The following is an 11,279-nucleotide window of genomic DNA, read 5'->3' as shown; positions in this document are numbered from 1 at the left end:
AATAAACGTTTTTGCCCACGCAAAAACACCTCCGATGTTAGTACTTTTTACAAGTGTACCACTCCGAAGGTGTTTTATATTGTCTCAAAAATTTAGGTTAGCCCATTCCTCATCGGAATGCCGAGTGTGTTTTTTATGTTTATTAATCCTTTAACCGTTTTAAGTTTTGCTCTTTCGCCTCTTTGACGGCATCCTTCAAGTCATCTCCGACCGTCATTTCAGTCGGTTTGACTCCTGACATATAAGCTGCGCGACCCATCAGATGGCCGCCAACCGGTGAAGTGATGAACAGGAATACGATCCCAAGAAGAAGGGAGAGGCTGAAATGGTCTTCCTTCAACCAGAAATGAAAGAATACGCCAAGCAATATACTTAGGACGCCGAGTGTGGCACTTTTCGATGCCGCGTGCGCACGTGTGTAGACGTCAGGCAATCTAAGAATTCCGATCATCGTCACGACCGTGAAAATGAGGCCGACGACAATCGTCGTTACAATTAGGATATTAGCGATTACGGTCACGTTCAATGATCTCTCCTCTCTCAATGAACTTGGAGAATGAAACAGTACCGATGAACGACATGATCGCGATCAGCAATATGACATCGATGAAAAAGGCGGTGTCAAAAAGAATCGAAATGAGGGCAATTGCCGAAATGAGCATGACGCCTATTCCGTCAAGAGCGATAAGCCGATCGGGCACGGAAGGTCCGCGGAAAACACGGAACATAATGCCGATCATCGACAATACGACAAGGATCAGGGATACCCATATGAATGTCATCATGCTCGGCTCACCTCCATAATTGCTTTTTCAAATGAATTTTTTATCGAGTCAATCGCTTCATCTACATCGTCCACGTCGATTGCGTGGATGTATAGAATCCTTTGATCATCGGAGACGTGCAACACGATCGTTCCGGGCGTCAAGGTGATCAGGCTCGATAAAAGTGTAATCTCCCAATCGTGCTCCAGCTCCGTCGGCAATGCGAAGATCATTGGCTGAAGCTGCAATTTAGGACGGATGACGAGCATCAGAACAGAAATATTTGAAAGCGTCAGTTCCTTGAAAAACAGAAGCGTCAATTTTATAGCGGCCCAAAGACGCCAAATATAGAGCCTTGTTTTGAAAAAACGCCTCGTTATCAGAATGAGAATCAAACCGATCAAGTATCCAATGATGAAAGTTGTCGCAGTCAATGAGGAATTCAGGAACATCCAAATGACGGCGATGAAAAAGTTCAATAGTATTTGAAATGCCATCGACATCCACTCCTCACTTTAGCACCGCATCAATATAGATGGATGGTTGTAGTAATACGTCCGTGGCGTCTATCACGTATGGTAGAATCCATTCCGTGCCGACCCCGTAAAGGACCGATAGGACGACTAGCACGATCGTTGGAAGCATCATGCGTTTGTATGGCTTCCGTTTCGTTTTAGGCAGGTCTGCCGGTTCTCCCCAGAACGCATAGATGAAAATCCTGATGACGGAGAGCAGCACGATTAGGCTGGACGCAAGCATGATGAGGCTTCCCCACACATTGCCTGCTTCAAATGCTCCTTGCGAAATGAGCAATTTGCCGATGAAACCACTTAATGGCGGAATTCCTGCCAAACCGAACGCGGCAATCAAGTAGAACCATCCAAGCGGGGCATGGGTCTTCATCAACCCACCCATTTTCCTTAGATTCGACGTTCCGGTCACATAAATGATGATCCCGATCAATAGGAACAGAGCCCCTTTGATCAGCATGTCATGCACTAGGTAAAAAATCGCGCCGGAAATGCCCGCTTCATTCATTTGCGCCGCTCCAAAAAGGATGACACCGACCGCAATGACGATGTTATAAATGATAATCTGCTTCAAATCGAAGTATGCAAGCGCGCCGATGCAGCCGACAATGACTGTCAGGATGGATATGACCATGAGAATCTCATGGGTAACACCGACATTGTGGACGAAAAACAATGTATACGTCCTCATGATGGCATACACACCGACTTTCGTCAGCAACGCACCGAACAATGCAAGTACCGGGATAGGCGGTGCCGCATACGACCCAGGCAGCCAGAAGTAGAGCGGGAAAATCGCCCCTTTGACTCCAAAAACGATCAGCATAAGAACCGCAATCACTGTAATGATTCCCGGCTGACCGATTTCCGCGATTTTCACTGAAATATCGGCCATGTTCAACGTTCCGACAACGGAATAGAGGTAAGCGACAGTAATAACAAATAATGCTGAAGAAACGACGTTAACAAGTATGTACTTGATCGATTCACGCAATTGCTTCTTTTCGCCGCCAAGGACGATCAATAAGTACGATGCAATGAGCAACACTTCAAAAAAGACGAACATGTTGAAAATATCACCAGTTGTGAAGGCACCGTTCACGCCCGTCACCATGAACAGAATGGCAGGGTAGTAGAAGAATCTTTCCCGCTCTTCGCCGATCGCTGTGAAGCTGTAGATAACGACAAACAATGTTATCAAAAGAGTTGTCGTCACTAGCAATGCGGAGAACATATCCGATACCATCGTTATCCCGAACGGGGCAGGCCAGCTGCCAAGCGTGACAGCTTGGATGCCGTCCGATTTGACGGTCACGAGCAAATAGAATGAAGCAATCAGGCTGACAATGACGCCAACTAATGATAGTGCTCGTTGGATCCGGACATTCTCTTTAAAGAACAGCAACAGAATCGCAAAAAGGAAAGGGAGGATGATCGGGAATAAAAGTAAGTTAATCATGTTCGTCATTTCCTTTCAGTTGATTCATGTCATCAGTTTTATGGACAGCGTAAGCACGGTAGGCCATTACGAGAATGAAAGCCGTCACACCGAAGCTGATGACGATTGCCGTTAAGATGAGCGCTTGCGGCAATGGATCCGCAAAATCCGTTACACCCTCTGAAATGACAGGGGGTGCCAAGCCACCTAGCCCACCCATCGTGAGGATGAGCAGATGGGCGCCATGGCTTAATAAACCCGTGCCGATGATAATTTTCAATAGACTTCTCGATAGGATCAAATAGACTGCTGCGGTGAACAAAACACCGATTAAGATAGCCATTACCAATTCCATTACGAATCCCCTCCAATTGACTGGATGATTGTAATAGCAGAGCCGACGACGACGAGGAATACACCCGCGTCAAACACCATCGCCGTATGAAGGGAAGTCACTCCGAATAATGGCAAGGCAAAATCGTCGAATGCATGGGTGAAGAACGGGACATTGAAAAAGATTGATCCGGCAGCTGTCCCAAGTGCCAATAGCAATCCGATCGCAGTCATGATCGTGAAATTGAATGGCAATGCTTTCTGCACCGTTTTCAAATCGAAGGCGAGCAATAAAAGAACAATTGCCCCTGTCGTCAGCAAGCCGCCGACGAAGCCTCCACCCGGTGTATAATGCCCTGCAAAGAAAATATGGATGGAGAAAAGGAAGATGATGAAAAATACAACTTTCGTCGTCGTCTGCAAAATGACGTCATTTGTTTTCATCTGAACTCTCCTTTCTCGCCAGTCGAAGTTTAATCATCCCGAGGACACCGATTCCGGCAATCGCTAGGACGGCAATTTCGAATAATGTATCGAAACCACGGTAATCAACGAGGATAACGTTAACGATATTTCCTCCGCCGGCTTCTGATTCAACAGTATCTTTGTAATATTGGGAGATGGATGCCACAAGTTTCTGTGAATGGGAAGATAAAGCAACCAATGTCACAGTTACCCCGACTCCCAGAGCGATAATGGCGTTCACCAATTTAGTACTCTTTTTCTCGCCATGATCGGAAAGCTTCGGCAAATGTTGGAATGCCAATAGGAACAGCGCAACCGATACAGTTTCAATGACCAATTGTGTAAGAGCCAAATCTGGCGCCTTGAAAATAACGAAAAATAGTGCGACCGAGTATCCGACTGCTCCAAGCGAAATAATCGCCCCGAGCCTTGTTTTGGACAGCAGTACAAAACTGACTGCAAGCAGAAGGATGACTGCATTGATCAAACCGTACGCACTTAATTTAGAAAAGCTGGACATATCCACGGCAAATGCATCTTGAAGGAAAAGCACCGCTATTGTCGTAACCGACAAAAATGCAAATATGTACAATAGATACGTCCGGATGAGACCCGTCATATACAGGCGGGACAGCCGGTTCATCCCTCTTTCACTGAATGTCATCGTTGCGTCATACAATGAATTCAGGGATAGGGTGTCAGGCTGGATTCCATAAAACTTCTGCCATTTTGACAGCGACAAATATAGAAGGCCGCCTATAACAATGATTCCAACCGTCAACCACAGTTCCACAGAAGCGAACCCGTGCCATGCGGAAACGTGCACGGCAACTTCCGAAGGGTGGGAATATTGATACGGCTGGATTGCCATGACAGCAGGCTTCACGAGCCATTTCCCGACAACATTCGGAATGAAGAAAATTGTAACGACGAGCGCTGCAAGAATAACCGGTGAAATGAGCATTCCAGCTGGAGCTTCATGAGGCTCGCGCGGCAATTTCGCGGCTTTCCTCTTCCCGGTAAATGTCCTGAACACAAAATAAAAGCTATAAATGAACGTGAATACACTAGCAATCCATGCTACTACAGGGAAAACGACTCCCCATGTCGCAAAATTGAACAATTCGAAGTGGCGGATTGCAAGCATCGATTGCAAAAACATCTCTTTGCTTAGGAATCCATTGAATGGCGGCAAGCCTGCCATAGACATCGATCCGATGAACGCGACGGTGAAACTGACCGGCATGATGCTCATCAGTCCGCCAAGCTTACGGATATCCCGCGTCCCCGTTTCATGGTCGACAATTCCTGCAATCATGAACAAACTTCCTTTGAACGTCGCATGGTTAATCAAATGGAAAATGGCAGCGAACATTGCGAATGAGAATAGCGCCTCATCCACGTGGAATGTAATCGCACCAGCGCCAAGAAGCGACATAATCAGACCGAGCTGGCTGACAGTCGAGAACGCTAGAATGGCTTTTAGGTCCCTCTGTTTCACTGCGAAAAGTGAGCCCCAGAATAAAGTGATCAATCCGATGCCAGTAACAAGCCAGATCCACACTTCAGACACTGCGAATATCGGTGTGAACCGTGCGACCAGATACAATCCCGCCTTGACCATCGTCGCTGAGTGCAAGTATGCACTGACAGGTGTAGGCGCTTCCATCGCGTCCGGCAACCAAATGTAAAATGGAAACTGGGCGGATTTTGTAAATGCACCTAGCAATATAAGCACGAGAGCCAACGTGAAAAACTCATGTCCTACAAATGCGGATGATTCGGCAATCAGCTCCCGGATGGAGAATGTTCCACCCATAATGCCTAAAAGGATGAATCCCCCAAGCATCATCAGTCCGCCGAATACAGTTATCATCATCGATTTCAATGCACCGAATCTGGAACCGTCACGGGTGAACCAATAACCGATCAATAAAAATGAAGAAATGGATGTCAGCTCCCAAAACAGATAGAGCGAAATGACATTATCCGATTGGACAACCCCGAGCATTGCGCTCATAAAAAGAAGAAGATAGACGTAGAAGTTGCCTAGCTTCTCCTTATTCTTATCAAGGTAAAAAATCGAATACAGTACAACGAGAGCTCCGATCCCCGTAATAAGCAGAGAGAATAAAATACTCAAGCCATCTAAATAGGATACGAATGAGATGCCGAGAGAGGGGATCCATTGCAGTTCAGATACGGCATGTCCACCGTCCATTGTCGTTTTGATGAACGAAGTATAATAAATGAATAAAAGAACGGGGACGATCAGAACGAACCAACCAGTATGTATACCTTTTATCTTTCGGAAAAGGGCCGGTATGAACAGGGCCGCCACAATCGGCAGGAAAATCAGTAATACGAATTCCAAAGTAATCCTCCTTCCAATGAGTGAAACATAATTATTTACATTGTGTTAAAGTATAACTTAAATGCCGAGGGATTGCATAGGACACAATTTGACAATGTTGCGAAATCTGTTTCTCTTCCTATATTATAGGGAATGATAAATTATTTGCTTCCGGGGGAACTAATGAGAAATCCTTATCTTTTTGGCTATTTGCCATTTTTGACAATTACACTTTTCAGTTTGACGTTCGGGGTCTATTTGGTGGGGGCTTCAATCGTTTTTTTCGGCCAGATCGGCCTTTATGCTGGCATGCGGGAATTCCTGACAGACACGCAGCTGCGTCTTTTTCTTCTCGTCATTTATTCGCTAGCTTTTTTTATGATTTTTTCGGCGTTGAAGTTGATTGCGGAAACGATTCATGAAACGGCGATGTTGTTTTTTTCGGTTGATGCGGCGGGGGAGTCGTATAGTGAGGCGAAGAGCGGCAATCTGATCTATTTCTTTGGAGCGCTCGCTTCGGTAGTCGGGATACAGTCGGTGAAGGTTCTGTTGGTGATTTTCCTGTTGACGACATTTGTCTATTTTGTTTTTACGATGTTTAAAATGAGCAAGTTCATGACGCTGCCTAGCATGGTTGGCTTGTTGTTTTTTGAGATTCTCGTTTGGGGCATCTTTTTATCTAGTGTTATTTACATTGTGTTAAAGCTTTATAACGGGGTACTTGCGAGTCTGCCGGTTGTATAACTAATAAATGTTGATTTCCGCTACAGGCGGACGCTTTCCGGGGGGCAGACGGTGAGCCTCCTCGGCGCTTGCGCCTGTGGGGTCTCACCTGTCCCGCTAATCCCCCAGGAGTCGCCGCCTTTCGCTTCAATCAACTGTATCATCAGGGATTATATAATAATTCATTGAAAGCACGCAAATGAATTTTTTGGCTGCTTAGGCGTTGGATGGAGGCAGGTTTGTCTTGGCCGATCCAGACGGCTGTCGTGTAGCGGTCGTTCATGCCTGCGACCCATAAGTCTTTGTAATGGTCTGTTGTTCCTGTTTTGGCTCCTGTGTATGTTGTCGTGTAGTGGATCCCTTTCCCGGTTCCATTCAAAACGACATCCTCCATTAAATTACGGATTGTCGAAGCTGTTGATGGGGACCAGGCCCTAACAGGTTCGCCTTTCCATACGTATAAGGTATTCCCGTTCCGGTCTTTTACAGCCCTGATTGCGTGAGGTGCAGTATACATGCCATCTACGAAACTTGAATAAGCAGAAGCTAGCTCAAGAGGGGTTACACCTTTGTGGAAACCACCGAGAGCGGCGGGGTAGGTGAAATCCTCTTCGGTAATATTTTTGAAGCGGAAGATTTTCACATGATTAAAAGCCTCTTCGATCCCCACTTTTCGTAACAATCGTACCGCGGCCGTGTTATGACTGTGGCGGAATGCTTCCTTCACGGTTGTCTTCCCATACGTGTAACCGCCGATATTCGTCGGGCAGTAGGAGCCGATGCAAATATTGCTGCTGTCGATCGGCGTGCTTTCTTTATACGGTCCGCTTTCAAGATACGGAGCGTAGACCAACAAAGGTTTCATTGCGGAGCCGGGTTGTCTTACAGCTTGATAGGCCCTGTTGAAGTCGCCTTTACGAAAACCTTTTCCTCCGTAAATGCTTACAATTTCTTTTGTCGCATTATCGATGACGGCTGCTCCCGCCTGCAAGTCCTTCATTTGCAATAGGGAAGACAGGGATGTCTCATCGTGCTTTTGCTTCGCAGGATCAAGGGCCGTTTCAATCTGTATTCCTCCCGCGATGACTTCAGCAGTCCTTTTTTTCAGTGCCTCCACATGCGTTTGTATTTCACTTGGAGTTGCTGCGGATTCAATTGACGCCGAGAATCCTTCAGAATGACCGATCAAATCCTCAAGCTCTGCTAATACGTACGAGCTATACATGTTGTATTCGTTCGCTTTCAATTTTACGTTCAATTTAATATCTTCCTGCTTCCACATCTCCGCTTCTTCCTCCGTTATCACTTCGTTTACTGAAAGGACGGATAAGAGAAGCTCCTGCCTCTTTTTCGTATTGTCGAAATGACGCAATGGGTTGTACTTGGAAGGATTGTTCGGGATTGCGGCAATGAATGCCATTTCGGCTGGACTTAATTCGTCAAGGGGCCGATTGAAATAATAAGTTGCGGCCGCCCCAATTCCATATACTTGATTGCCGAAAAACATTTCATTGAAATACATTTCAAGAATATCGTCTTTTGTCGACTGTTTTTCAAGTTCCGCAGCGTAAAGCAACTCCTTGAATTTACGTTCATACGTCTTTTCAGTTGTCAGAAACCGCATCCTAACGACTTGCTGGGTGATGGTGGAAGCTCCCTGGCTCATGTCGTCGCTCACCGCATTGACGGCGAAGGCACGGGCGATGGCCGCGACATCATACCCTTTATGCTCAAAAAATCCTTGATCCTCACTTACTAGGAAGAGTTGCTGTAAAAAGACGGGGATGGATTCCAACGGTAATGGTTGTCTCCATTCCACATATTCCTCTGCAAAAACCTTCCCATTCCTGTCAGTCATCGAAATTGGAATGCTGATCGGCGGTTCTGTAAGTTCAATCGTTTCGCCGATGCTCTCCTTCAAGACTTGCGCCTCCGACCACTCATTGGCAACAGCCTTTTGAATGACAAAAAGCAGGGGAATCATCAATAGTATTAATAAAAAGCTTGTAAACTTTTTCAAAAAGTCCCCTCCCTATGAAAAAATAATAGCACATTTCCGATTTGGAAATGTGCTAAATTTAATCCTTTGTTTGTCTGCTTTCCTCTGCCAGAAAATCTTCGAAATCTTGTACGGGCTTTCTCTTCGCATAATAGAGGAATCCGAAACCTAATAGGAATAGGGCGCCTGTCAAGATGAACACCGACGAAATGCCGATGAAGCCACTGACGATCCCGCCGAACATCGGTCCGATAATATTGCCGAGGAAGCGGAAACTTGTATTGTAACCCATCACTTCCCCTTGAATATTCACCGGTGCTTCCCTTCTAACGAGGGCTGTCGTGATCGGAATCATCCCGCCAATTGCAATCCCGAACAGTAGCCTGCAGATCATCAATTGCCAGATGGATGTAACAAATGCTTGCGGAACGATGAAAATGAAGGACAGTATGAGTAAAGCTCCGAGCACTTTTTCATAACCGATATCATCCCCCAATTTTCCCCATTTTCGGGCGAACAAGAGATTGCCGACCCCTGCGGCACTGAACGTCAGTCCCGCCAAAAATGCGACATTTTGCGATTCCGTTAAACCTGCCACGTAAAGTGATAAGAGCGGCTGGATGCTGAAGTTCCCAATTTGGATCAATGCTGTAACGATCATGACATTCAACATCAACCGATGATGAAGCAATCCGCCGAGGATCGTTTTCCGTGAATAGTGGATCGCCTTCTCATTTTTCACTTTCTTTTGTTCCTTGATTCCGAACAATACGATCAGAGCGGCTACAACAACTGAGAATGCGGTGATGATGAATGTATATTGGAATCCGAACGCATCCGCCATCAAACCGCCTAACACTGGTCCGAAAAGCGTTCCCGTCACACTGCCCATTTGCAACGTGCCAAGCTTCTTACCCGCTTCCTCCCTTGCTGTTTGGGATGAAACGAATGCGAGCGATGTCGGAATAAACCCTGTGACGACTCCGTTGAAAAGGCGGAGGATGAAAAATGCTTCGACCGAATGGACAAATCCCATCAAGAAGACAGATGTTGCAATGCCGAAGCCGTTGATAAGCAATATCGGCTTGAATCCGTATTTATCGGCGATGCGTCCCCAAATCGGGGACATGATCAATGCCGTGATGAACGTCGCTCCAAATATCAATCCGGCCCATTTTTGTACATATGCATCTGAATGATCGCCGAACGTCTCGATATATAATGATAGGAATGGCATGATCATCGTCATCGTTCCGGCGACGAGGAAGTTTGCAAACCAGATGATGATGAAATTCCGTTTTTGTACATTCATGTTAGTGACCCGCTTTCATGTGACCCGCCGCTACTCATATGCGGCGCTGTTTTAATTGAAAAACGCATATCAGACTTGGGATTCCCGTTGCTTGACTCAAATAAACGTATGTATGATTTATCAAGTATAAAACAATTCGAGTACCGAAGGAAATTACATGCTTATCAATCGAAAAAAAGATAGGGGTATGGTAAACTATTTCAGGGTGAATGATTATGAAAAAGATGTCGCTAACTTTGCTGTCGGTCTTTTTACTATTGCTGCTTGCCGCTTGCGGTCAAAGCGAACAAAAGGGGCAGGGAACAGCAACAAACGGATCGTCAACTACGCAAAGCGAAGACGAAGCACAAGACCAACAAACTGATGAGACATCATCAGATGAAGCGACCAATGAGGAGGCCACGACGATGTATCCACAATTATCGAATGAAGTAGCAGCGAACGAAGCTCTTGTCGTTATGAATACGACAATGGGTCCGATTAAAATTAAACTATTCCCTGAAAAAGCGCCAAAAACAGTGGAGAACTTCTTGACACATGCAGAGAACGGCTATTATGACGGAATCATCTTCCACCGTGTCATCAAGGATTTCATGATCCAAGGCGGAGACCCGACTGGAACAGGTATGGGCGGGGAAAGCATTTACGGTGATTCATTCGAGGATGAATTCACGATGGATCTTTTCAATATTCGAGGAGCATTATCGATGGCGAATGCAGGCCCGAACACGAACGGCAGCCAGTTTTTCATCGTACAAGCCTCAAATCCACCAGCATCCGCAGCTCAATTGAAACAAGGCGGCTGGCCTGAAGAAATCGCTGAAGCATACGAGGAAAGAGGCGGAACTCCTCACCTCGATCAAAAGCACACTGTTTTCGGACAAGTGATCGAAGGCATGGATATCGTAGATAAAATCGCATCTGCCAAGACAGATCGATCAGACAAGCCTGTTGAAGAAATCTCAATCGAATCGATTGAAATCATCCAGAAATAATAGAAGGAAGTGTACGTAAATGAACGTTTTGCTAATGCCGTTCCTTTACTTTCCAGAAGATAAATCAGAGTATATTCCAGCAGCGATTTCCTTTTTCTTTTTCATGATTCTCCTCGCAATCACGTTTAACTGGATCAGACGGAATTCAAAAAAGCAAGAAGAGGAAACGCGCGAATTGGAAGAACGAATCTTGCGCGAACGCCGTGAAGCAAGAGAAAAACAAGAACATTAATAAAAAATGCATGATCCGATAAAATGGATCTGGGCTAACCTAAATTTTTGAGACAATATAAAACACCTTCGGAGTGGTACACTTGTAAAAAGTACTAACATCGGAGGTGTTTTTGCGTGGGCAAAAACGTTTATT

Annotated in this window: 12 protein-coding genes; 3 read left to right on the top strand and 9 right to left on the bottom strand. The window is 45.7% G+C overall.

What is annotated here, in order from left to right; translation table 11 throughout:
• Positions 1-142 precede the first annotated feature (142 nt).
• The 7 genes from mnhG to ACFPTP_RS10080 are packed head-to-tail and all read right to left on the bottom strand — an operon-like array spanning position 143 to position 5,904.
• Positions 143-520: a monovalent cation/H(+) antiporter subunit G gene (gene mnhG / locus ACFPTP_RS10110; protein WP_381444294.1), complete on the bottom strand. Its 378-nt coding sequence runs from the start codon at positions 518-520 to the stop codon at positions 143-145.
• Positions 504-785, bottom strand: a complete 282-nt coding sequence (locus ACFPTP_RS10105) for a Na(+)/H(+) antiporter subunit F1 (RefSeq protein WP_381444291.1) — start codon at positions 783-785, stop codon at positions 504-506. Before ACFPTP_RS10105 ends, mnhG begins: the two co-directional genes overlap by 17 nt.
• Positions 782-1,261, bottom strand: a complete 480-nt coding sequence (locus tag ACFPTP_RS10100; protein WP_381444289.1) for a Na+/H+ antiporter subunit E — start codon at positions 1,259-1,261, stop codon at positions 782-784. The genes ACFPTP_RS10105 and ACFPTP_RS10100 overlap by 4 nt, the downstream gene beginning before the upstream one ends.
• A 13-nt stretch (positions 1,262-1,274) precedes the next feature.
• Positions 1,275-2,753, bottom strand: a complete 1,479-nt coding sequence (locus ACFPTP_RS10095) for a Na+/H+ antiporter subunit D (RefSeq protein ID WP_381444287.1) — start codon at positions 2,751-2,753, stop codon at positions 1,275-1,277.
• Complete coding sequence (locus ACFPTP_RS10090) at positions 2,746-3,087, bottom strand: Na(+)/H(+) antiporter subunit C (protein ID WP_381444285.1); 342 nt, start codon at positions 3,085-3,087, stop codon at positions 2,746-2,748. The genes ACFPTP_RS10095 and ACFPTP_RS10090 overlap by 8 nt, the downstream gene beginning before the upstream one ends.
• The gene (locus ACFPTP_RS10085) at positions 3,087-3,509 is read right to left on the bottom strand and encodes a Na(+)/H(+) antiporter subunit B (protein ID WP_381444282.1); all 423 of its coding nucleotides are present in this window, start codon (positions 3,507-3,509) and stop codon (positions 3,087-3,089) included. Before ACFPTP_RS10085 ends, ACFPTP_RS10090 begins: the two co-directional genes overlap by 1 nt.
• A complete protein-coding gene (locus ACFPTP_RS10080) occupies positions 3,496-5,904 on the bottom strand; it encodes a Na+/H+ antiporter subunit A (RefSeq protein WP_381444280.1) in 2,409 nt (802 codons plus the stop codon). Before ACFPTP_RS10080 ends, ACFPTP_RS10085 begins: the two co-directional genes overlap by 14 nt.
• A 162-nt stretch (positions 5,905-6,066) precedes the next feature.
• Here ACFPTP_RS10080 and ACFPTP_RS10075 point away from each other — a divergent pair, with 162 nt between their 5' ends.
• Positions 6,067-6,627 carry a DUF5366 family protein gene (locus ACFPTP_RS10075; protein ID WP_381444277.1) on the top strand — a complete coding sequence of 187 codons (561 nt, stop codon included), beginning with the start codon at positions 6,067-6,069 and terminating at the stop codon, positions 6,625-6,627.
• A 142-nt stretch (positions 6,628-6,769) separates the two neighbouring features.
• On the opposite strand, the gene ACFPTP_RS10070 is transcribed toward ACFPTP_RS10075, so the two are convergent.
• Complete coding sequence (locus ACFPTP_RS10070) at positions 6,770-8,626, bottom strand: transglycosylase domain-containing protein (RefSeq protein WP_381444275.1); 1,857 nt, start codon at positions 8,624-8,626, stop codon at positions 6,770-6,772.
• Between the two features lie 58 nt (positions 8,627-8,684).
• Complete coding sequence (locus tag ACFPTP_RS10065) at positions 8,685-9,917, bottom strand: MFS transporter (RefSeq protein WP_381444272.1); 1,233 nt, start codon at positions 9,915-9,917, stop codon at positions 8,685-8,687.
• A 215-nt stretch (positions 9,918-10,132) separates the two neighbouring features.
• Here ACFPTP_RS10065 and ACFPTP_RS10060 point away from each other — a divergent pair, with 215 nt between their 5' ends.
• Together ACFPTP_RS10060 and ACFPTP_RS10055 are read left to right on the top strand one after the other, a co-directional pair.
• Positions 10,133-10,912 (top strand): peptidylprolyl isomerase, encoded by a 780-nt coding sequence (locus tag ACFPTP_RS10060; RefSeq protein WP_381444270.1) that lies wholly within the window; start codon positions 10,133-10,135, stop codon positions 10,910-10,912.
• Between the two features lie 19 nt (positions 10,913-10,931).
• Positions 10,932-11,144, top strand: a complete 213-nt coding sequence (locus ACFPTP_RS10055) for a hypothetical protein (protein ID WP_381444267.1) — start codon at positions 10,932-10,934, stop codon at positions 11,142-11,144.
• The last annotated feature ends 135 nt before the right edge of the window (positions 11,145-11,279 follow it).

It is taken from the genome of Sporosarcina koreensis (genome assembly GCF_042655825.1).
Classification (GTDB): Bacteria; Bacillota; Bacilli; order Bacillales_A; family Planococcaceae; genus Sporosarcina; species Sporosarcina koreensis.
The sequence above is the reverse complement of the archived record's forward strand: the minus strand, read 5'-3'. Positions and strand labels throughout refer to the sequence as shown.

Excerpts from the sequence above, each read along its gene's own strand:
- ACFPTP_RS10075 (WP_381444277.1), top strand. The coding sequence starts at position 6,067 with ATGAGAAATCCTTATCTTTTTGGCTATTTGCCATTTTTGACAATTACA.
- ACFPTP_RS10085 (WP_381444282.1), bottom strand. The coding sequence starts at position 3,509 with ATGAAAACAAATGACGTCATTTTGCAGACGACGACGAAAGTTGTATTT.
- ACFPTP_RS10105 (WP_381444291.1), bottom strand. The coding sequence starts at position 785 with ATGATGACATTCATATGGGTATCCCTGATCCTTGTCGTATTGTCGATG.
- ACFPTP_RS10065 (WP_381444272.1), bottom strand. The coding sequence starts at position 9,917 with ATGAATGTACAAAAACGGAATTTCATCATCATCTGGTTTGCAAACTTC.
- ACFPTP_RS10090 (WP_381444285.1), bottom strand. The coding sequence starts at position 3,087 with ATGGAATTGGTAATGGCTATCTTAATCGGTGTTTTGTTCACCGCAGCA.
- ACFPTP_RS10100 (WP_381444289.1), bottom strand. The coding sequence starts at position 1,261 with ATGGCATTTCAAATACTATTGAACTTTTTCATCGCCGTCATTTGGATG.
- ACFPTP_RS10095 (WP_381444287.1), bottom strand. The coding sequence starts at position 2,753 with ATGATTAACTTACTTTTATTCCCGATCATCCTCCCTTTCCTTTTTGCG.
- ACFPTP_RS10055 (WP_381444267.1), top strand. The coding sequence starts at position 10,932 with ATGAACGTTTTGCTAATGCCGTTCCTTTACTTTCCAGAAGATAAATCA.
- ACFPTP_RS10060 (WP_381444270.1), top strand. The coding sequence starts at position 10,133 with ATGAAAAAGATGTCGCTAACTTTGCTGTCGGTCTTTTTACTATTGCTG.